The organism is Kocuria sp. UCD-OTCP (assembly GCF_000349605.1).
In the GTDB taxonomy this organism is placed as follows: Bacteria; Actinomycetota; Actinomycetes; order Actinomycetales; family Micrococcaceae; genus Kocuria; species Kocuria rosea.
In genome coordinates this window covers 1-21,463 of the sequence record NZ_AOSQ01000042.1, presented here as the reverse complement: position 1 = coordinate 21,463, position 21,463 = coordinate 1, and the positions used below count along the sequence as shown (strand labels likewise).

17 protein-coding genes, 1 tRNA gene and 1 pseudogene are annotated in these 21,463 nt (G+C 74.3%); 14 read left to right on the top strand and 5 right to left on the bottom strand.

Annotated elements, in window-relative coordinates:
- Positions 1 to 214: 214 nt before the first annotated feature.
- The 9 genes and pseudogenes from H488_RS32090 (at position 215) to H488_RS32060 (ending at position 10,935) form a co-directional block, all read left to right on the top strand.
- Entirely contained in the window at positions 215 to 1,852 is a 1,638-nt protein-coding gene (locus tag H488_RS32090) for a carbamoyltransferase family protein (protein WP_031283445.1), read from the top strand.
- 537 nt (positions 1,853 to 2,389) lie between these two features.
- On the top strand, positions 2,390 to 3,553 hold the full coding sequence (locus H488_RS38075) for an HAD-IIIA family hydrolase (RefSeq protein WP_441295103.1): 1,164 nt from the start codon (positions 2,390 to 2,392) through the stop codon (positions 3,551 to 3,553).
- 2 nt (positions 3,554 to 3,555) lie between these two features.
- Complete coding sequence (locus tag H488_RS38070; RefSeq protein ID WP_017834322.1) at positions 3,556 to 4,659, top strand: glycosyltransferase family 9 protein; 1,104 nt, start codon at positions 3,556 to 3,558, stop codon at positions 4,657 to 4,659.
- Complete coding sequence (locus tag H488_RS32080; RefSeq protein WP_017834321.1) at positions 4,647 to 5,606, top strand: glycosyltransferase; 960 nt, start codon at positions 4,647 to 4,649, stop codon at positions 5,604 to 5,606. The genes H488_RS38070 and H488_RS32080 overlap by 13 nt, the downstream gene beginning before the upstream one ends.
- Positions 5,603 to 6,781 (top strand): annotated as a pseudogene (locus H488_RS38715) (glycosyltransferase); the annotation flags it as partial. The gene H488_RS32080 and the pseudogene H488_RS38715, both read left to right, overlap by 4 nt.
- A 141-nt stretch (positions 6,782 to 6,922) precedes the next feature.
- Entirely contained in the window at positions 6,923 to 7,462 is a 540-nt protein-coding gene (locus H488_RS38710) for a D-sedoheptulose-7-phosphate isomerase (protein WP_410200000.1), read from the top strand.
- Complete coding sequence (locus tag H488_RS32070; RefSeq protein ID WP_017834319.1) at positions 7,459 to 8,871, top strand: PfkB family carbohydrate kinase; 1,413 nt, start codon at positions 7,459 to 7,461, stop codon at positions 8,869 to 8,871. The genes H488_RS38710 and H488_RS32070 overlap by 4 nt, the downstream gene beginning before the upstream one ends.
- Entirely contained in the window at positions 8,861 to 9,856 is a 996-nt protein-coding gene (locus H488_RS32065; RefSeq protein ID WP_232035305.1) for a glycosyltransferase family 9 protein, read from the top strand. The genes H488_RS32070 and H488_RS32065 overlap by 11 nt, the downstream gene beginning before the upstream one ends.
- Before the next feature lie 68 nt (positions 9,857 to 9,924).
- Positions 9,925 to 10,935, top strand: coding sequence for an NAD-dependent epimerase/dehydratase family protein (locus H488_RS32060; RefSeq protein ID WP_017834317.1), 1,011 nt, complete (start codon positions 9,925 to 9,927; stop codon positions 10,933 to 10,935).
- A 72-nt stretch (positions 10,936 to 11,007) separates the two neighbouring features.
- Here the strand turns inward: H488_RS32060 and H488_RS32055 are convergent, their stop codons facing one another.
- Positions 11,008 to 11,940: a glycosyltransferase family 2 protein gene (locus H488_RS32055; RefSeq protein ID WP_017834316.1), complete on the bottom strand. Its 933-nt coding sequence runs from the start codon at positions 11,938 to 11,940 to the stop codon at positions 11,008 to 11,010.
- A complete protein-coding gene (locus H488_RS32050; protein ID WP_017834315.1) occupies positions 11,937 to 12,827 on the bottom strand; it encodes a glycosyltransferase family 2 protein in 891 nt (296 codons plus the stop codon). The genes H488_RS32055 and H488_RS32050 overlap by 4 nt, the downstream gene beginning before the upstream one ends.
- Before the next feature lie 234 nt (positions 12,828 to 13,061).
- Between H488_RS32050 and H488_RS32045 the strand changes: the two genes are divergently transcribed.
- Genes H488_RS32045 through H488_RS32035 form a run of 3 tightly spaced genes read left to right on the top strand, consistent with a single transcriptional unit; the run spans position 13,062 to position 16,467 of the window.
- Complete coding sequence (locus tag H488_RS32045; protein WP_017834314.1) at positions 13,062 to 14,696, top strand: circularly permuted type 2 ATP-grasp protein; 1,635 nt, start codon at positions 13,062 to 13,064, stop codon at positions 14,694 to 14,696.
- Positions 14,690 to 15,616: an alpha-E domain-containing protein gene (locus tag H488_RS32040; RefSeq protein ID WP_017834313.1), complete on the top strand. Its 927-nt coding sequence runs from the start codon at positions 14,690 to 14,692 to the stop codon at positions 15,614 to 15,616. Before H488_RS32045 ends, H488_RS32040 begins: the two co-directional genes overlap by 7 nt.
- Positions 15,613 to 16,467, top strand: coding sequence for a transglutaminase family protein (locus tag H488_RS32035; protein WP_017834312.1), 855 nt, complete (start codon positions 15,613 to 15,615; stop codon positions 16,465 to 16,467). Before H488_RS32040 ends, H488_RS32035 begins: the two co-directional genes overlap by 4 nt.
- A gap of 59 nt (positions 16,468 to 16,526) precedes the next feature.
- Here the strand turns inward: H488_RS32035 and glgC are convergent, their stop codons facing one another.
- The gene (gene glgC / locus H488_RS32030; RefSeq protein ID WP_017834311.1) at positions 16,527 to 17,771 is read right to left on the bottom strand and encodes a glucose-1-phosphate adenylyltransferase; all 1,245 of its coding nucleotides are present in this window, start codon (positions 17,769 to 17,771) and stop codon (positions 16,527 to 16,529) included.
- Positions 17,772 to 17,983: 212 nt separating this feature from the next.
- On the opposite strand from glgC, the gene glgA reads away from it, so the two are divergent.
- Positions 17,984 to 19,177: a glycogen synthase gene (gene glgA, locus H488_RS32025; protein WP_031283439.1), complete on the top strand. Its 1,194-nt coding sequence runs from the start codon at positions 17,984 to 17,986 to the stop codon at positions 19,175 to 19,177.
- 446 nt (positions 19,178 to 19,623) lie between these two features.
- Positions 19,624 to 19,709, top strand: a tRNA-Leu gene (locus tag H488_RS32020).
- Positions 19,710 to 20,170: 461 nt separating this feature from the next.
- Here H488_RS32020 and H488_RS32010 read toward each other — a convergent pair.
- Positions 20,171 to 20,647 (bottom strand): VOC family protein, encoded by a 477-nt coding sequence (locus tag H488_RS32010; protein ID WP_017834308.1) that lies wholly within the window; start codon positions 20,645 to 20,647, stop codon positions 20,171 to 20,173.
- Between the two features lie 278 nt (positions 20,648 to 20,925).
- Entirely contained in the window at positions 20,926 to 21,165 is a 240-nt protein-coding gene (locus tag H488_RS32005) for a putative quinol monooxygenase (RefSeq protein WP_017834307.1), read from the bottom strand.
- Between the last annotated feature and the right edge of the window lie 298 nt (positions 21,166 to 21,463).

Sequence of the window (21,463 nt, the reverse complement as noted above, 5' to 3'; positions counted from 1 at the left end):
GGAGGGGTCCTTCCACGACAGGACGTCACGGCCGGCTGCTCGACCCGTGCCATCGAGCCTAGACGCCCGTGACCTGCGTCACCAGTTGTTGCGCCGACTCGTTATGGGACGTGACAGTGCTGCTGGTCCGCCCGCCGAGCGGCCGGGGCGACGCCCGGGGGCCGACACGAGATGTATATCAGCCGCCTGATCGTTTTGTGCCATACTCCGGTTCATGAACTACCTGGGCATCAACGCGATTTTTCATGACCCCGCGGCGGCTCTCGTCGTGGACGGCAGAGTGGTGGCGGCGGCGGAGGAGGAGCGCTTCTCCCGCCGAAAGCACGGCAAGCGCCCCGTGCCGTTCTCGGCGTGGGAGCTGCCCGAGCAGGCCATGCGCTGGTGCCTCGCCGAGGCCGGGCTCACGCCCGCCGACCTGGACGCCGTCGGCTACTCCTTCGACCCTGCCATCGCCGCCGAGATGCCGGACGACCCGTACGACCCGGTGCGCGTGGACTACGCCCGGCGCGCCGCCGGATTCCTGGCCGAGGCGCTGCCGGGCCTGGACCGCGACAAGGTCCGGTTCGTGGAGCACCACGTGGCCCACGCCGCCTCCGCCGGGCTCGCCGCCCCCACGCGCACGAGCAGCGTCCTGGTGGTCGACGGCCGCGGCGAGGCGCACTCGCACCTGGCCGGCCGCTACCGGGACGGGGAGCTGGAGATCCTGCACCGCCAGGCCCTGCCCGAGTCCCTCGGCCTGCTCTACGAGTCCCTCACCGACCACCTGGGCTTCCTGCGCTCGAGCGACGAGTTCAAGGTCATGGCGCTCGCCTCCTACGGAGAGCCCCGCTTCCTGCCCGAGCTGCGCGAGATCGTCCGTGCCACGGGCGACGGCGGCTTCCGTGCCCAGGCCCCCGACTGGACCCGCTTCGCGCCCCGCCGGATCGACGACGGCACCTGGGGCGGCGACCACGCCGACCTCGCCGCCTCGGTCCAGGCCGTGGTCGAGGAGGTCCTGGTGGACCTCGCCACCTGGCTGCACGGGCAGACCGGGGACACGGTGCTCACCATGGCCGGCGGCACGGCCCTGAACTGCGTGGCCAACTCCCGGATCTGGCGCGAGACGCCCTTCGAGGAGGTCTGGGTCCAGCCCGCCTCCGGGGACTCCGGGACCGCCCTCGGCGCCGCCCTGCACCTGGCCCAGGAGGCCGGGGACCTCGGCGCGCCCCAGCCCACCGCGGCCCTCGGGCGCAGCTGGTCCGGCGAGGAGCTCGCGCAGTGGCTGAGCACCGCCCAGGTGCCCTTCACCACCCCGGAGGACCTCGCCGGCGAGGTCGCCGACATCCTCGCCGGCAACGGCGTGATCGCCTGGTTCGAGGGCCGCAGCGAGTTCGGGCCCCGGGCGCTGGGCCGCCGGTCCCTCCTGGCGAACCCGATCCACCCCGACAACCTCGAACGGCTCAACGACGTCAAGGGCCGCGAGCAGTTCCGGCCGGTGGCGCCCATGGTCCTCGAGGAGCGCGCCGCGGAGATCTTCGGCGGCGGGCCGCTGCCCAGCCCCTTCATGCTCTTCGTGCACGACGTGGCCCCCGAGTGGCGCGAGCGGATCCCCACGGTCACCCACGTGGACGGCACCGCCCGGATCCAGACGGTCACCGACGAGGACAACGCCGGGATCGCCGCGCTGCTGCGGGCCTTCGACGAGCGCACGGGCGTGCCCGTCGTCGTCAACACCTCGCTCAACACCGCCGGCCGGCCCATGGTCGACGACCCGCGCGACGCCCTCGAGCTCTTCGGCTCCGCCCCGGTGGCCGCGCTCGTGCTCGGTCCGCACCTGGTCCGCCGCGCCGCCTTCTTCGAGGGGGCCGAGTGACGGCCGCGCCCACGACCTACGCCGTGGTCGTCCCCTCGATGGGACGGCCGAGCCTGCAGTGGCTGCTGGACACCCTCGCCGCCCAGGACGTCGACGCGGACCACCCGGGACCGCTCGAGGTCGTGGTGGTGGACGACCGGCCCGGCGACGTGGAGCCGCTGCGGCCCAGCGTGCCCGGCACCGTGGCCTGGACCGTGCGCACCGTTTTCGAAGTTGTTTTCCACGATGCCGATCCGGTCGCCCTCGTCGATGCCGAGACTGACGGCGTCGAAGACCGTCTTGGTGGGGAATTCCAGGTGCAGGTTCTCGNGGCGGGTCGCCCGCCGCTCGGGGGCGCAGTGGGTCGCCTTCCTCGACGACGACGTGGAGCTGCCGGCCGGCTGGGCGCAGCGCCTGGCCGAGGACCTCGCCGCGTGCGGCCCGGAGGTCGGCGCGACCCAGGGCCGGATCGACGTCCCCCTCCCGGGCTCCCGCCGGCCCACCGACTGGGAGCGCAACACCGCGTCCCTGCAGGACGCCGACTGGGCGACCGCAGACATGGCCTACCGCACGATTGCGCTCGAGGCCGTCTCCGGCTTCGACGAGCGCTTTCCCCGGGCCTACCGGGAGGACGCCGACCTCGCGCTGCGCGTGCGCCGGGCCGGGTGGCAGCTGGTGCGCGGGCATCGCCGGATCACCCACCCCGTGCGTCCCGCCGACGACCTCGTGAGCCTGCGCGTGCAGGCCGGCAACGCCGACGACGCCCTGATGCGCCGCCTGCACGGACCCGACTGGCGCCGTGCGGCCGAGGCTCCCCCCGGGGGCTTCCGCTGGCACGCCGCGACGGTCGCCGCCCTGGGCGCCACGGGCGCGGGCGCCGGCGCGGCGCTCACCGCCACCGCCCTGGGCCACCGGCCCGCCCGGCGCTCCGCCCTGGCCGCGGCCGGCGCCGGCGCCGCGGCGTGGGGCTGGCTGACCGGCCGGTTCGTGCTGCTCCGCACGGTCCCGGGGCCACGTCCCGGCGACCCCGAGTTCCTGCCCGAGCTCAGCCGCATGGTCCGCACCAGCGTCACGATCCCCGTGGCCGCCGTGCGGCACAAGGCGCGTGGCTGGTGGCGGCACCGGGGGACCGGGCCCTGGCCCGTCCCGGTGCGAGCCGTGCTCTTCGACCGGGACGGCACCCTGGTCCACGACGTGCCCTACAACGGCGACCCGGACGCGGTCGAGCTGGTCCCCGGGGCCCGGGAGGCGGTCGACGCCGTGCGCGCGGCCGGGCTGCGGGTGGGCGTGGTCTCCAACCAGTCCGGCATCGGCCGCGGCCTGCTGACCCGCGAGCAGGTCGACGCCGTCAACGCCCGCGTGGCCGAGCTGCTCGGCCCCTTCGACACCTGGCAGCTGTGCCCGCACGCCCCCGAGCAGGACTGCGCGTGCCGCAAGCCCCGGCCCGGCATGGTGCTGGCCGCGGCCGCGGAGCTGGGCGTGGACCCCTCCGAGTGCGTGCTCGTCGGCGACATCGGCGCGGACGTCGAGGCCGCCCAGGCCGCCGGCGCGCGCAGCGTCCTGGTCCCCACCCCGGTGACCCGCGAGGAGGAGGTGGCGGCCGCCCCGGTGGTCGCCCGGACCCTGCGCGAGGCCGTCGCCGCCGTCATGGCCCCCGCGGCGGACGGGGGGACGGCCGCCCGGCCCGACGCCCGCCCGGTGGCGGCCGAGGCCCGGGGCTGAGCGTGGGCCGCACCCTCGCCGTCCGCCTCGACTCGGACGGGGACGTCCTGCTGACCGGGCCCGCGGTGCGGGCCCTGGCCCGGCTGGGGAACCCGGTGGACCTGCTGGCCTCCCCGTCCGGTGCCGCGGCCGCCCGCCTGCTGCCGGACGTGGACGAGGTCCTCGAGTACTCGGCGCCGTGGTCGGGCTTCCGGCCCCCGCCCGTGGACCGGGAGACGACCGAGGACCTGGTGGACGCCCTCGCCGCCCGCGGCTACGACCTCGCCGTGGTGTTCACGTCCTTCCACCAGAGCCCCCTGCCCATGGCGCTGCTGGCCCGGCTCGCCGGGATCGACCGCGTGGTCGCCACGAGCGAGGACTACCCCGGGTCGCTGCTGGACGTCCGGCACCGCCGCGCGGACCCACCCGGCGGGGGCCACGAGGTCGAGGCGGCGTGTGCGCTCGCCGTCGCGGCGGGCGCCCCCGAGCCCGCCGCCGCCGACCTGCGCCTGGCCGTGCGCCGCCCGCTCCCGCAGCTCCCGGCCGAGGTGTCGGCGCTGCCGGACGGGTTCGTGGCGCTGCACCCCGGCGCCTCGGTCCCGTCCCGCGGGCTCACCGCCGAGCACGCCGGGGCCCTCGCGGCGGGACTCGCCGCGGCCGGGCGCCCGGTCGTCCTCACCGGCGGGCCGGGGGAGCGGGAGCTCACCGCGGCTGCCCGCGCCGCGGCCCGGGAGGCCGCCCCGGACGGCACGGTGCTGGACCTCGCCGGCCGGACCGACCTGCCCGGCCTGGCCGCCGTGCTGGACGCCGCCGCGTGCGTCGTCGTCGGCAACACCGGACCCGCGCACCTGGCCGCGGCCGTGGGCACCCCGGTGGTCTCCCTCTTCTCCCCGGTCGTGCCGCCCGAGCGCTGGGCGCCCTGGGGCGTGCCCGTCGTGCTGCTCGGGGACCAGGGCGCGGACTGCCGCGGCTCCCGCGCCCGCGACTGCCCCGTGCCCGGCCACCCGTGCCTGTCCTCCGTGCCCCCGGCGGCCGTGCTCGCGGCCGTCGAGGAGCTCGTGCACGGCGCTCCCGGGGCCCTCGCCACTGTTCCCGAACCGGAAGGAGGACGCGGGTGCGCATCCTGACCTGGCACGTCCACGGATCGTGGACGACATCGTTCGTGCACGGTCCCCACACCTATCTGCTGCCCGTCGTCGCCGACCGCGGCCCCGACGGCCGCGGCCGGGCCGAGACCTGGGACTGGCCGGCGGCCGCCGTCGAGTGCACGCCCGAGGAGCTGGCCGGCACCGCGTTCGACGTCGTCCTGCTGCAGCGGCCCCACGAGCTGGAGCTGCTCGAGCGGTGGACCGGGCGCCGGGCGGGGAGCGACGTCCCGGCGGTCTACGTGGAGCACGACACCCCGCGCGGGCCCGCCGTGGCCACCCGCCACCCCCTGGCCGGGCGCTCCGACATCCCCGTGGTCCACGTGACGCACTTCAACCGGATGATGTGGGACAACGGGGACGCGCCCACCGAGGTCGTGGAGCACGGCGTCCTGGACCCCGGACCGCTCTACACGGGACGCACGGCCAGCCTGGCCGCCGTGGTCAACGAGCCCGTCCGGCGCGGGCGGATCGCGGGCACCGACCTGCTGACCGCGCTGGCCCGCGAGCTGCCCGTGGACGTGTACGGCATGGGGATGGACCAGCTCGCCGAGCACGCGCCCCACATGGCCGGGCGGCTGCACGAGAACTATCCTCAGGAGAAGCTGCACGCGGCGCTCGGCGAGCACCGGGCCTACTACCACCCCTACCGGTGGACGAGCCTGGGCCTGGCGCTGCTGGAGGCGATGACCATCGGGATGCCGGTGCTCGGGCTCTCGACCACCGAGGCGCCCCGGGCGGTCCCGCCCGGGGCGGGGCTGCTCTCCAACGACCCGGAGGCCCTTGCCGCCCGCGCCCGGCACTGGCTGGACGATCCCGGTGCGGCGGCCGCCGCGGGCGCCGCCGCCCGCGAGCACGCCCTGGAACACTACGGCGCGGACCGCTTCCTCGCGGAGTGGGACCGCATCCTGGAGAAGGTGACAGCATGAGAATCGCAATGGTCTCCGAGCACGCCAGCCCGCTGGCCGCGCTCGGCGGGGTCGACGCCGGGGGGCAGAACGTCTACGTGGCCGCCCTCGCGGCGGGTCTCGCCCGGCTGGGCCACGACGTCGTCGTGTACACCCGCCGCGACGACGCCCGGCTGCCCGACGTGGTCGAGCTCGCCCCCGGGGCGCACGTGGTCCACGTCCCGGCGGGGCCCCCGAGCCTCCTGCCCAAGGACGACCTCGCGCCGTACATGGACGAGTTCGGACGCTGGCTCGCCCGCGACTGGGCCCACCGCGGGGTCCCCGACCTCGTGCACGCCCACTTCTGGATGTCCGGGATCGCAGCCCGCCGCGCCGCGGAGACGATGCAGATCCCGGTGGTGCAGACCTTCCACGCGCTCGGGGCCGTCAAGCGCCGCCACCAGGGGTCGGCCGACACCAGCCCCACCGGCCGGCTCGCGGCCGAGAACGAGCTCGTCGCCGCGGCGGACCTCGTCCTGGCCACCTGCCGGGACGAACGGGCCGAGCTCCTGGCCCTCGGCGGGGACCCCTCCCGGATCGACGTGGTGCCGTGCGGCGTGGACCTCGACGCCTTCGTCCCCGCGCCGCCGCCCGCCGGTGACCGGCGGCCCCGGATCGTGGCGCTCGGCCGGCTCGTGGAGCGCAAGGGCGTGGACGTCGTCGTGCGCGCCCTCGCCGAGCTGCCGGACGCGGAGCTCGTCGTGGCCGGCGGCCCCGCCCGCGCCGAGCTGGACCGGGACCCCGAGGCCCTGCGGCTGCGGGCCCTGGCCCGGGAGCTCGGCGTGGCCGAGCGCGTGGAGCTGCTCGGCCGCGTGGACCACGACGACGCCGCCGCGCTGCTCGCCACCGCGGACGTCGTGGCCTGCACCCCCTGGTACGAGCCGTTCGGCATGGTCCCGCTCGAGGCGATGGCGTGCGCCCGCCCCGTGGTGGGCAGCGCCGTGGGCGGGCTGCTCGACAGCATCGAGGACGGCGTGACCGGCCTGCACGTGCCCCCGCGGGACGTCGCCGGGACCGCGGCCGCCCTGCGCACCCTGCTGGTGGACCCCGAGCTGGCGGCCCGCATGGGGCGCGCCGGGCGGGAGCGCGTGGAGCGGCTCTTCGGCTGGCGGCACGTGGCCCAGGAGACCGAGCGGTCCTACGCCCGCGTCGTCGCCCGGCACCGCCGGGAGCACCCGCCGCTGCTCCGGCAGACCGAGAACTGGCTCGGGGCCCACCTGGACGAGCTGTCGGTCGCCGCGGGCGAGGCCGCCCAGCACGCCGGCGTGGTGGACCGGTGGGGCGCCCGCCTGGCCGGGATGCTCACGCACGGCGGACGCGTGCTCGCCGTGGGCAACGGCGGCAGCGCCGCGGAGGCCCAGCACTTCACCGCCGAGCTCGTCGGCCGCTTCGTCGACGACCGGCGGCCGCTGTCCGCCGTGTGCCTGTCCGCGGAGACCTCGAGCCTGACCGCCATCGTCAACGACTACGGCGCGGAGGAGGTGTTCGCCCGCCAGGTCCAGGCGCACGGGCGGGCGGGCGACGTGCTCGTGGTGCTGTCCACCAGCGGCCGCAGCCCCAACGTCCTGGCGGCGGCCGACCGGGCGCGGGAGCACGGCCTGCACGTCTGGGCGCTCACCGGCCCCGGCCCCAATCCGCTGACCGAGCGGGCGGACGAGTCCCTGACCGTCGACGCGTCCAGCACCTCGGTGATCCAGGAGGTCCACCTCATGCTGCTCCACGCCGTGTGCGCCGCGGTCGACGCGCGCCTCGTCCCGCCTCCTGACGCCGGCCCGGCCGTGCGCGGGGCCTCCGGCGCCCGGGCCGACGGGGCGGCCGTCCGGGCGGGGGTCGCATGAGCCCCGTCCGCATCGTCGTGGTCGGCGATGCCCTCCTGGACCGGGACGTCGACGGCACGTCCACGCGCCTGAGCCCGGACGCCCCGGTGCCCGTGGTCGACGTCGGTGACGTCTTCGCGAGCCCCGGCGGCGCCGGCCTGGCGGCGCTGCTGTGCGCCCTGCCGCCCGCTGTGGGCCCCGTCCCGGTGGAGGTCACGGTGACCCTGCTGGCACCCGTGGCCGCCGACGCCGCCGGCCACGAGCTCGCCGCCGCCCTCGGGGAGGTGGCCCTCGAGCGCCTCGGCCACGAGGGCGGGACCCGCACCAAGACCCGCATCCGCAGCGCCGGCCAGACGCTGGTGCGCGTGGACGAGGGCGGGCCCGGCACCCCGGTGGGCGTCTCGGCCTCGCACGTCTCCGCGGTCCTCGCGGGCGCGGACGCCGTCCTGGTGTCCGACTACGGGGGAGGCGTCACCCGCGACCCCGCCGTGCGCGCCGCCCTCGCGGAGCACGCCCGGACGGGCACGGTCGTCTGGGACCCCCACCCGCGCGGCGGGGAGCCGGTCCCCGGCTGCGCCCTGGTCACCCCCAACGCGGCCGAGGCCGCCGCCGCCCTGGGTGCCCCCGCGTCGACCGGCGCCCGCGAGCTCGCGGGCACCCTGCGCGAGCGGTGGTCGGCCCGTGCCGTGGCGGTGACGGCCGGGGCCGAGGGCGCCCACCTCGCGACCGCCACGGGCACCGAGCTGGTGCCGGCCGCTCCCGTGCGCAACACCGATCCGTGCGGGGCAGGGGACCGCTTCGCCTCGACCGCGGCCCTGGCCCTCGGCGCGGGCACGGACGTGACCACGGCCGTGGAGTCCGCCGTCGAGGCGGCCGGGCAGTGGGTCGCCGCCGGCGGCGCCGCCACCTTCCGCACCCGCCGCGCCCAGGGCGTCCAGGGCCTCGCGCGCCTGCACCCCGGTGCCGAGCGGCTGCCCCGGGAGGTCCAGGACCTGCTGGTGGACGTGCGCGCAGCGGGCGGCACGGTCGTGGCCACGGGCGGCTGCTTCGACGTCCTGCACGCCGGACACATCGCCTCCCTCGACGCCGCGCGCCGGCTCGGCGACGCGCTGGTGGTGCTGCTGAACTCCGACGACTCCGTGCGCCGGCTCAAGGGCCCGGGCCGGCCGGTGGTCGGCCAGGAGGACCGCGCCCGCGTGCTGGCCGCCCTGCGCAGCGTCGACGCGGTCGTCGTCTTCGACGAGGACGACCCCCGCGCGGCCCTGTCCGTCCTGCGCCCCGACGTGTGGGTGAAGGGCGGCGACTACACTCCCGAGCAGCTTCCCGAGGCCGTGGACGTGCGCGGCTGGGGCGGGGAGGTCACCGTCCTGCCCTACCTCTCCGGGCGCTCCACCACGGCGATCCTCCAGCGGGCCGGCCGTGAGGGCTGAGCCCCGCGGCCCCCGCACCGTGGACCCGGGCGAGGTCGGACCGGGCGACGTGCTGGTGCTGCGCGCCCTCGGCCTGGGCGACGGCCTGACCGGCGTGGCGCCCCTGCGCGGGGTCCGGCGCATGCTGCCCCGGCACCGGCTGGTGCTGGCCGCGCCCGAGGGCATCGGCACCTGGCTGGCCGAGCTGGGCGTGGTGGACGCGGTCCTGCCCACGTCCGGGCTCGGCCCGCTCCCGCCGCTGTCCGGCGGGCACGTGGCGGTCAACCTGCACGGGCGCGGTCCGCGCAGCCACGAGCTGCTGCTCGCCACCGGCCCGGAGCGGCTCGTCGCCTTCGCCGCCGCCGGGCACGCCGGCCCCGCGTGGCGGGCCGACGAGCACGAGGTGCACCGGTGGTGCCGGCTGGTGCGCACGGCGGGGGGACCCTGCGGCCCCGAGGACCTGCTGCTGCGCGAGCACGCTCCGGCGCCCGACGGTGCCCCCGTGGTGATCCATCCGGGGGCCGCCTCCGGCGCCCGCCGCTGGCCCGCGGCCCGCTGGCGGACCGTGGCGGAGGCCCTGGCCGCGGACGGCCACCGGATCGTGGTCACCGGCTCCGCCGCCGAGGCGGAGCTGGCCGCGACCGTCACCGGCGGGCTTTCCTCGGCGGAGAACCGGTGCGGCCGGCTCTCCCTGCCGGAGCTGGCCGCCACGGTGGGGGGCGCCGCCGCGGTGCTCAGCGGCGACACGGGCGTCGCCCACGTGGCCACCGCTCTGGCCGTGCGCTCCGTGGTCCTCTTCGGCCCGACGCCGCCGGCCCGGTGGGGCCCCGCGGTGGACCCCGGGCTGCACACCGTGCTGTGGCACGGTGACCCGGCGGCCGCGACGTGGGGCGATCCGCACGCGGACGCCCTGGACGCCCGCCTCGCCGCCGTGACGGCCGACGAGGTCCTCGCCGCCGCCCGCGCCCAGCTCGCCCAGGGCGCCGGGGTCCCGGCCCGGCCCTGAGGCCCGCCGCCCACCACCCGGCCCGTTCGCCGAGCCGTTCCCATCCGACCCGATCCGTCAGGAGCACCGTGAATCCCACAACGAACGCGACCACCGCCGCGAGCGCGACCCGTCCGATCCGCCGGGCCGTGGTGACCGGGGGGACCGGCTTCCTGGGCAGCCACCTGTGCACCGAGCTGCGCCGCCGGGAGGTCGAGGTGGTGTGCCTCGACAACTTCCTCACCGGCTCCGCGGCCAACATCGGCCACCTCGTGGGCGACCCCGGCTTCCGGCTCGTCCAGTGCGACGTCACCGACTACGTGCACGTGCCCGGGGACGTGGACCTCGTCCTGCACTTCGCGTCCCCGGCGTCCCCGATCGACTACCTGAAGCTGCCCATCCACACGCTCAAGGTCGGCTCGATCGGCACCCACCACGCCCTGGGCCTGGCCAAGGACAAGGGCGCCCGGTTCGTGCTGGCCTCCACCTCCGAGGTGTACGGCGATCCGCAGGTGCACCCGCAGGCCGAGAGCTACTGGGGCCACGTCAACCCGGTGGGCCCGCGGGGGGTCTACGACGAGGCCAAGCGCTTCGCGGAGGCCCTGACGGTCGCCTATCGCGCCGAGCACGGGGTGGACACGGCCATCGTGCGGATCTTCAACACCTTCGGGCCCCGGATGCGGCCCTTCGACGGCCGGGCGATCCCCACGTTCATCCGCCAGGCCCTGGCCGGTGAGCCCCTCACCGTGGCCGGGGACGGCACCCAGACGCGCTCCGTCTGCTACGTCTCCGACCTCGTCCGCGGCATCCTCGCCCTGGCCGACAGCGGGCACAGCGGGCCCATGAACATCGGCAACCCGCACGAGCTGTCCGTGCTGCAGATCGCCCACGACGTCATCGCCGCGACCGGCACGTCCTCGGGGGTCGAGTTCGTCGAGCGTCCCGTCGACGACCCCATGGTGCGCCGCCCGGACACCACGCTCGCGACCGAGGTCCTGGGCTGGGCCCCGGAGGTCCCGTGGCCGGTGGGGCTGGAGCGCACCGTCGAGTGGTTCCGGGAGGGCGCCGGCCTCCCGGAGACCGCCGTGCGGGCGCGCTGAGCGCGCGGGCCCGGCCGCGGCGGCCCGGCGGGGCGCTCCACCGGCCGCTCCGCCGTCCGGTCCGCCGGGCGCTCAGCTGACGTAGCGGCGCGCGGCGCTGGCGCGCTGCGACTCCTCCAGCGCCCGGAACCGCCGCTCGACGCGCTCGGGCAGGGGCCGCCGCTCGCGCAGCACCCACGGCGCACCGCGCAGGGCGTCGAGCAGGGCCAGCGCCGTGACCCGGTCCCGCGGGGCGGCGCCGACCACGTCCCGGGTCCGGCGCAGGGCCGCCCGTAGCGGGCGGCGCAGCCAGATGAACCACAGGGTGTTGCGCAGTCCGTGCCGGCGCCGCAGGTGCGGGTCCCGGACCGTGGAGGCCTGGTGGTGGACCACCACGTCGGGCAGGTGCACGAGCTCCCACCCCGCGGTCGCGAGGTCCGCCGCCAGGAGCTCCTCCTCGCCCCCGAGCCACAGCCGCTCGCTGAACCCGCCCACCTCGAGGAACGCGGCCCGGCGGACCACGGAGGCCCCCGCCAGGAAGCTGCCGAGGGCGGGGCCGGGCAGCCACGCGGGGCCCTCGACCGGTGAGTGCAGCAGCTCCGCGTTGATCGCGTCCTCCCGGGACCCGGGCTCCACGAGGATCCTGCCCGTGACCACGCCCAGCCGCGGGTGCGTCTCCAGCGCGTCGGCCGCCCGGCGCAGCGACCCGGGCTCCCACCAGGTGTCGTCGTCGCAGAAGGCCACGAACGGTGCGTCCACGCGCTCCAGCGCGACGTTGCGGCCCACGGCCCCGAGGTTGACGGGGCTCGCCACGAGCTCCGCCCAGGGGTGCCGCGCACGGATCGCGTCCGCGGTGCCGTCCCCGGAGCCGTTGTCGACGACCACCACGTGCGGCCGTTCCGGGAGCTCCCGCAGCCGGGCCAGGGCCAGCAGGGCCTCCTCCCGGCGGTTGTGGGTGATCATCACGACCGCCACGCGGGCGTCGGGGCCGGACGCGGGCGGGGGTGCGGGGGTGGTCTCGGTCATGGGCTCTCCTCCGGTGCGGCGGGGTCGGCGGGGGCGGGGCCGTGCAGCAGCGCGAGCGCGGCCTCCGTGGTCGGGGACACCCGGTGCCGGGCGCGCAGCGCCGCCGGGGTGCGGGGGAGGGCGCGGAGCAGACCGCGGCGCCCCGCGCGGCCGCCGCGCAGCGCCTTCCGCAGCTCGTGCGCCACGACATGCCAGGGCCGGCGCAGGAGCACGGTGAGCAGGTGGCTGCGGACGAGCGCGACCTGCCGGCGCTCGTCCGAGCCCCGGTGCGGCGAGGGGTGGTGGTGGGCGCGGATCTCCGGCACGTAGGACAGCCGCCAGCCGGCGTCGAACAGGTCGAGGGCGAGGCGCTCCTCCTCGCCGGGGAAGCGCACGACGTCGTCGAAGCCGCCGGCCGCGAGGAACGCCGAGCGGCGCACGATCGCCCCGCACGCGACGAAGCCGAGCAGCGCCGGGCCGGGGGCCCCGGTGGGGATGCCCAGCGGGGACGCGGCGAGCACGGCGTTGAGCGGGTCCGGGCGCTCCTCGGGGCCCACGGCGATGGACCCGGCGATCAGGCCGAGCCGGGGGTGGGCGTCGAAGACGGCCGCGGCGCGGGCGAGCGCCCCGGGGGCCCACCACGAGTCGTCGTCGGCGAAGGCCACGTAGGGGGTGCGGGCGAGCCGGACGCCGACGGTCCGGGCCACGGCCCCGACGTTGCGTGGCAGCTCCAGCACCTGCACGTGCGGGTGGGCGGCGCGCACCGCCTCGGCGGAGCCGTCCGTGGAGGCGTTGTCCACGACGACGACGGGCCCCTCGTGCCGGCCCAGGTGCGCCACGAGCTCCTCCCGGCGGTTGCGGGTGGCCACGACCACCGTGACGCGGCACTGGGGGTCCGGGGCGTCCATCGTGTCCTTCCGTCGGGTCCGCCGCGCCGCGGCGGCGGTCGCGGTTGCGGTCGCGGGCCCGCCTCCCGGCGGACACGCCCTCCCATCGTAGGGGCACGTCCTCCGGCCCTCCGGCGCACGGCGCGTGACACAATCGGGAGGAGCCTCGGCCACCGGGTTACCGCTGCGAAATACGGCCCGTCCATACTGCACACACTGCCCGCCCCGACCCCGAAAGGCATGTGATCGCCCGACATGTCCGACCTGTTCGAGAACTACGCCGCCGACATGGCCGTGGCGGCGGCCTACGACGAGATGTACACGCCGGACCGGCAGGTCCGCCCCGGCTACGACCGCATCGGCGGTGTCCTCGACGACCTCTCGCTCAGCGACGTCAACACCCGCGCCGACTCCATGGCCCGCTCCTTCCTCGACCGGGGCGTGACCTTCGACTTCGCGGGTGAGGAGCGGCCCTTCCCGCTCGACATCGTGCCCCGGGTGATCACCGCCGGGGAGTGGGACGTCATCGAGCGCGGCGTGAAGCAGCGGGTCCGGGCACTGGAGTGCTTCCTCGACGACGTCTACGGGGAGCAGCGGGTCGTGGCCGACGGGATCGTGCCGAAGGCGCTGATCACCTCCTCCGCCCACTTCCACCGGAGCGTGTGGGGCTTCCGGCCCCCGGGCGGCGTCCGGATCCACGTGGCGGGCATCGACGTGGTCCGGGACCAGCAGGGCGTGTTCCGGGTCCTGGAGGACAACGTGCGCGTGCCCTCCGGGGTCTCCTACGTCATCGAGAACCGGCGGGCCATGACCAAGGGCCTCCCGGAGGCCTTCATGTCGCAGCCGATCCGCGCCGTGGAGGCCTATCCCCGGCACCTCTACAAGGCGCTGCGCGCCACGGCCCCGGAGGCCGCCGAGGACCCCGTGGTGGTGGTCCTCACCCCGGGCGTGTTCAACTCCGCCTACTTCGAGCACACCCTGCTGGCCGGGCTCATGGGGGTGGAGCTCGTGGAGGGCCGCGACCTCGTGGTCCGCGGCGACAAGGTCTACATGCGGACCACCGACGGCGAGCAGCGCGTGGACGTGATCTACAAGCGGATCGACGACGAGTTCGTCGACCCCCTGCACTTCCGCTCCGACTCCGCGCTCGGCTGCTCCGGACTCGTCAACGCGGCCCGCGCCGGGAACGTGACCATCGCCAACGCGATCGGCAACGGTGTGGCCGACGACAAGCTCACCTACTCCTACGTCCCCGACCTCATCCGGTACTACCTCGACGAGGAGCCGGTGCTGCCCAACGTGGACACCTACCGGCTGGAGGAGGACGAAGCCCGCGCCTGGGTGCTCGCGCACCTGGACGAGCTGGTCGTCAAGCCCGTGGACGGGTCCGGCGGCAAGGGCCTGGTCATCGGCCCCCAGGCCACCGCGGCGGAGCTCGAGGAGCTGCGGGCGAAGGTGCTGGCGGACCCGCGCGGGTGGATCGCCCAGCCGGTGCTGCAGCTGTCCACCGTGCCCACGTTCGCGGACGGGGAGTTCAGCCCCCGGCACGTGGACCTGCGGCCCTTCGCGGTCAACAGCGGCGAGGAGGTCTACGTGCTGCCCGGCGGGCTGACCCGGGTGGCCATGCAGAAGGGCTCACTGATCGTCAACTCCTCGCAGGGCGGCGGCTCGAAGGACACCTGGGTGCTCGGCCAGCCGCAGACCCAGGACCTCGACCCCGGCCAGGCCCCGCCCCCGGACGTCGACTCCTCGGTGCACACGTGGCCGGTCTCCGCGTCCTGGCAGGACGAGGGCGACAACGGCCAGCAGCAGCAGCAACAGCAACAGGCCGTGACCACCACCGCGGGCACCACCGCGACGACCCGCACCGGAGAGGGGCCCACATGCTGAGCCGCATTGCCGAGTCCCTGTTCTGGATCGGCCGCTACGTCGAGCGGGCCGACGGGGTGGCCCGGATCCTCGACGTCCACCTGGAGCGGATCACCCAGCTGCCCGTGGGCGAGCAGGAGGCCGAGGTGCGCCGGATCATGGCGGTGATGGGCGTGGAGCCCGGGGACGGCGACTACAGCGTCCGGTCGATGATCCACGAGCTCGCGTGGAACAAGGACTGCCTGACCTCCATCTCGGGCTCCCTGCACGCCGCCCGCGAGAACGCCCGCCGCGCCCGGGAGACCGTGTCCTCGGCCATGTGGGAGTCGCTCAACTCCACGTACTACGGCCTGGGCCAGCACCGCCGCGACGTCGTCGGCACCTTCCGCGTCTGCCACTGGACCATCGAGCGGATGGCCACCGTGCGCGGGCAGACCCAGATGACCATGTCCCACGACGAGTCCTGGATGTTCCTGTCCCTGGGCGCGGCGATCGAGCGGGCGGACATGACGTCCCGGCTGCTGTGGACCCGGTCCACGTCCACCTCCGGCATGTCGTGGGTGTCGATCCTGCACTGCGCCGGCGGGTACGAGGCCTTCCTGCGCACCCGCTACGGCACGTTCAGCGACGAGTCCGCGACCGAGTTCCTGCTCCTGGACCGGCTCTTCCCCCGCTCGATCCTGCACGCGCTGACCACGGCGGAGGAGATCCTCGTGGGCCTGGAGCCGGGTCTGCAGCGGGTCGGGTTCAAGGACGACGCCCGGCGGATCATCGGCGAGGCGCGCACGGCGCTGGAGTTCCACCACGCGGAGGACCTCATCGCGGTGCTGCCCGAGCACCTGAACAACGTCCAGGCCGCGTGCGCGAGGGCGTCGGAGGCCGTGAGCACCAAGTACTTCTCGCACGCCGTCGAGGCGTCCTGGTTCGGAGGCATGCTGTGACCCGGCTCAAGATCGACCACGTCACCCGCTACGACTACAACGACAACGTCTCGAAGTCCTACAACGAGGCCCGGATGACGCCCCTCTCGGACGACGAGCAGATCGTGCTCGAGGCGGAGCTGACGCTGAGCCCGGGGACCGCCACGGTCAGCAACTACCGGGACTACTGGGGCACCCGGGTCGCGGCCTTCGACATCCAGGGCCGGCACCGGCACCTGGAGGTCCGCTCCTCGGCCACGGTGGAGGTGCACCGGCGGCCCGGCGACGAGGTCGCCGACGGGCTGAGCTGGGAGGAGCTGGCGACCCCCGAGGTCCTCGACGCGGTCTCCGACCACGTGCCCCAGACCCCGCTCACCCGGCTCGGGCCCGAGTTGGAGAAGGTCGCCGAGGAGATCCGCAAGGAGGCGGCCGACCCGGCCGCGGCGGCCGCGGCGATCTTCCGGGGCATCGCCTCGCACATGCAGTACGTGCCGGGGGTCACCGGGGTGCACACGGACGCCGAGGCCGCCTGGCGGGAGGCCAAGGGCGTGTGCCAGGACCTCGCGCACGTGGCCATCGGCATGATGCGGCACATCGGGATCCCGGCCCGCTACGTCTCCGGGTACCTGCACCCGGACTACGAGGCGGGCATCGGTACGACCGTGCCGGGGGAGTCCCACGCGTGGGTGGAGTGGTGGAACGACCGCTGGTACGCCTACGACCCGACCAACCACACGCGGCTCACCGACTTCCACGTCACCGTGGCCCGGGGTCGCGACTACACCGACGTCACCCCGCTCAAGGGCATGGTCACCGGCGGCGGCGGCACCTCGGGGCTGCAGGTCCAGGTCGAGGTCACGCAGACCGCGTGACGACGGCGGGGCCGCCCACCTCCCCGAGGTGGGCGGCCCCGCCGTGACGGGTGGGACTCCTAGCTCTCGAAGCGGAAGTTCTTCGGGGCGACCGTCAGCCCGGAGGGCGTCACGGTCAGGCCGCGGGCCCGGTCCTGCTCCGCGTCCACGCCGACCTTCACGCCCGGGGGCACCACCACGTTCTTGTCGAGGATGCACCGCTCCACCACGGCACCCTCGCCGATCTGGACGTTGGGCAGCAGGATCGACTGGTTGACGGTGGCGTCGTTGTTGACCAGCACCTTCGGGGAGAGCACCGACTCGGTCACGCGCCCGCCGGTGACCAGGACGCCGCGCGAGAGGATCGAGTCCGTCGCGATGCCGCCCTCGCCCCTCGGGCCGCGCACGAGCTTCGCCGGCGGGGCCTGCATCTCGTTGGTGTAGAGCGGCCAGGCGTAGTTGTACAGGTTGAACACCGGCAGCGGGCGGATCAGGTCCATGTGGGAGTCGTAGTACGAGTCCAGGGTGCCGACGTCGCGCCAGTACTGCCGGTCCCGGTCCGTGGAGCCCGGGACGTCGTTGTTCGTGAAGTCGTAGACGGCGGCCTCGCCGCGGTCCGCGAACCACGGCATGATGTCCCCCCCCATGTCGTGGCTCGTGTCCTCCTTCGCCTCGTCGGCCCGCAGGGCCTCGACGAGCGCGTCGGTGTCGAAGACGTAGTTGCCCATCGAGGCGAAGAAGGCGTTGGGGTCGTCCGGCAGGGGGGCCGTGCTCTGGGGCTTCTCCACGAAGCGGGTGATCTTCGTGACGTCCTCGGGGTCCGTCTCGATCACGCCGAAGGACGTCACCATCTCCATCGGCTGGCGCACGCCCGCCACGGTGGCGCGGGCCCCGGACCGCACGTGGAAGTCCACCATGTCGGAGAAGTCCATCCGGTACACGTGGTCCGCGCCGACCACCACCACGATGTCCGGCTTCTCGTCGTCGATGAGGTTCATCGACTGGAAGATGGCGTTGGCGGAGCCCAGGAACCACTCCTTGCCGCGCCGCTGCTGGGCCGGCACGGTGACCACGTAGTTGCCCAGCTGGGCGGACAGGCGCCAGGTCTGGGTGACGTGCTGGTCCAGGGAGTGCGACTTGTACTGGGTGAGCACCACGACCTGGAGATAGCCGGAGTTCACGATGTTGGACAGCGCGAAGTCGATCAGCCGGTAGCCGCCCGCGAAGGGCACCGCGGGCTTGGCGCGGTCCTCGGTGAGCGGCATCAGGCGCTTGCCCTCGCCTCCGGCCAGGACGATCGCGAGAACCTTCTTACGGTGGGGCATGGGAACCTCTCTGTCTTCTTCGGCAATCGGGCGCAACATCTCCGCCTCGCGGTGCGGAACCACTCGACAGGCGCCTTCATTGTGTCTTAACAGCCGCGCAGGGGAGTGACCGCTCGCACAGGAGTCCTGATGTGTCTCCCGGAACGGCGCGCACGGATCCCGGCGCGCGATTCCCCGTGGCACCGTGCCGATCCTGCAGTACGCTCGGAACCGTGCGAGTAGATATCTTGTCCAAGGAGTTCCCGCCCGAGATCTACGGCGGCGCCGGAGTCCACGTGTCCGAGCTCTCGCGGGTCCTGGCCCCGCTCGTCGACCTGAGGGTGCGGTGCTTCGGTGCTCCGCGCGAGCCCCGGGTCAACGGCGTCGAGGTCCAGGCCTACCCCGTGCCCGCGGACCTGGCCGGCGCCAACGCCGCGATCCAGACGCTGGGGGTGGACCTCGCGATGATCGGCGACATCGCCGGCGCGGACCTGGTGCACTCCCACACCTGGTACGCCAACATGGGCGGGCACCTCGCGTCGCTGATGTACGGCATCCCCCACGTCCTCTCCGCGCACTCCCTCGAGCCCCTGCGCCCGTGGAAGGCCGAGCAGCTCGGCGGCGGGTACGCGGTCTCCTCCTTCGTGGAGAAGACCGCCTACGAGGCCGCCGCGGCGATCATCGCCGTCTCCGACGGGATGCGCCAGGACATCCTCCGGTCCTATCCGGACGTCGACCCCGACCGGGTCCGGACGGTGCACAACGGCATCGACGTGAGCCAGTGGGTGCGCGACGAGGGCACCGACGTGCTCGAGTCCTACGGCATCGACCCGGCCAAGCCCTCCGTGGCGTTCGTGGGCCGTGTCACCCGGCAGAAGGGCGTGCCGTTCCTGCTGCGCGCCGCGGCCCTGCTGCCCGAGGACGTGCAGCTCGTGCTGTGCGCCGGCGCCGCCGACACCCCGGAGCTCGGGGCCGAGGTCAACGCGCTCATCGACGAGCTGAGGGCCACCCGGTCCGGGGTGGTGCTCATCGAGAAGATGCTGCCGCGCCGCGAGATCGTCCAGATCCTCTCCGGCGCCACGGCCTTCGCCTGCCCGTCCGTGTACGAGCCGCTCGGGATCGTCAACCTCGAGGCCATGGCCTGCGGCACCGCCGTGGTCGCCTCGGCCACGGGCGGCATTCCCGAGGTCGTCGTCGACGGGGAGACGGGCCGGCTGGTCGCCATCGAGCAGGCCCAGGACGGCACCGGCACGCCGGTCGATCCCGAGAAGTTCGTGGCCGACTTCGCCGCCGCGCTGACCGAGGTGGTCTCCGACCCGGTGCGCGCCCGGGAGATGGGCGCCGCCGGCCGGCGCCGCGCCGAGGAGCACTTCGCGTGGGAGTCCATCGCCGAGCGGACCCTGGAGGTCTACCGCTCCGTCCTCTGAGTCGCCGCGGCACCGCACGCCCTCGGCGGGCGGTGCCGGCGCCGGACGGTGAGAGGCGGCGGCCACCGTGGTCCCGTGGGAGAACGGGGCGGCGGCGGCCGCCGCCGGCACAGGTGAGGGGGGTCCCCGGCCGTGTCGAGGGTCCCTGGCACCGGCGGGGACGGGGGGCTCCCCGGTGGCGCGAACGCAACCCTCGAACGAGCATCGCCCCAGGTCAGCTGGAGAATCCTGGAGATGCTCAGCCACCATTCAACCGCATGGCGGGGCGCGGTGGAAGCCGGAAGTGCACTTACTCAGGGGTTTTCATCAAAATTTTCGGCGCGGTCGCGCTGCTCCTCCGGACAGCGGCGCCGATGTGAACGGCGGCCGCGCATGTGGTACCTTATTTTCTGTTGCGTTCAGGAGGAACGGCCGGAAACGGCACCACGTTCGCCCTGGATCCACTCGCGCGGGTGGCGGAATAGGCAGACGCGCTAGCTTGAGGTGCTAGTCCTCGTATTAGAGGGTGGGGGTTCAAGTCCCCCCTCGCGCACAGTGCGATGTCTCAGGACATCGGAAACACCCCGGACCTGTGGTCCGGGGTGTTTTTGTGTGTCCGGGGTGTTTTTCTGTGTGCGGGGGGTCGGGTGAAGGTCCTCGAGCCGCTGACGGACACCGACCACGGCTCCCCCCAGTTCACGATCCGCGACGGCGGCGGCAACCTGTGGACCATGGGCACCTGCCGCGGCGCATGAGCCGATGAGGACCGGCGCCCCGACTCGTGCTCCCCCCTGAGCCGTCCTGGCCTGCCGCAACGGGCGCTGGGCGTGCGAGCTCACCCCCTGCACCGCAGTCGGACCACCGTCCTGACCATCGAGTCTTTTGACGGAGGCGGTCGGATGGTTCCAGATCCGACGGTGGCCAGTGTCCGGAGCCGGTTCGACAGCCACGAACGGGAGCGGGGACGGTCTCGCCCATAGGGGGCTGGGCGGTTCGCAGCGCGCCCTCCGTGTTTCAGGAACGGTCGGCGGCGGCCTCCAGGTCGGCGATGACGAGCTTGCGCATCGACAACATCGCGGCCATCACCCGCTGCGCCCGGCCCGGATCGGGATCGGCCAGCAGCTCGACGAGCCTGCGGGGCACCATTTGCCAGGACAGCCCGTACTTGTCCTTGAGCCACCCGCACATGCTCTCCTGCCCGCCGTCGGCGGTGAGAGCTTCCCAGTACCGGTCCACCTCCGCCTGATCGGCGCAGTCGATCTGGAACGACACCGCTTCGCTGAAGCTGAACTCGGGCCCGCCATTGAGCGCGGTGAACGGATGACCGTCGAGCTCGAACTCCACGGTCAGCACCATCTCGGCCGGCCGCGGCCCGGCCTCGCCGTAGTAGGTGATGTCGGTGATCCGGGAGTTGGGGAACACCGTCAGATAGAAGTTCGCTGCGTCCTGGGCTTCGGTGTCGAACCACAGGCAGGGCGTGAGAGTAGTCATGGTGGGATTGTCTGCTTCCGCGCCCGGTCCGGGGAAGGTGCAGGGAAGACATGACGACGCCTGGTGCAGAAGAACCTCGAGGGGCCCGAATGTCGACGCCTTCGGGGCCGGGGTGCCGTGGGCACGTGTGCTTCCCCGCCCTTCTGGCACTCCGTTGGCACTCCGTCACCCGGCGATCCCGTTCGCGACCGGGCGAGCGTTTCCTGGGACTCCCGTCACAGCCCTTGGATTGCCGAGTCGGACGCGTCAGGACTCGTACTGCGCGAGGGGGTCGATCTTCACCGGTGGCTCGGAGAGGGCGAGCTGCCGCGCGATGGCCGGGATCTCGGGATCGGAGAGGAACCCCTGTAGTCCTCGATGCCCCAGTCGAAGAAGATCCACACCCGGTCGGGGTCATCGGGATCACGGAACACGTAGGCGCCCTTGCATCCGTGCTCCTTCCTTTTCTCGACGCCGATGGTCGAGAAGGCCGCCATGAACTGATCGAACTCGGCGACCTTGGCGATGGTGGCGATCATTGCTCCTTCACCTTTTCTTTCGAACGAACCGTTGTCGGCGTGCTCGACAGAGAACGGACACAGACTCAGGCCCGCCCAGCAGGTGGGTCACATCTTCTCGCCGGGCAGCTTGCTGGCCTGCTCGATCCAGGTCCGCAGGTGACCCGCATACAGCTCATCGGTTTCGCGGATGTCGAGGTAGCGCACCTCCTCGTGCTTGGAGGCCTTGGGGTCAAGCCCCGAGAAGTGGTGTAGCGATCTTTCGTAGGGGTCAGGCAGTGAGGGCGGTCAGGGGGTCGGGGATCACCTCGCTTCCGGT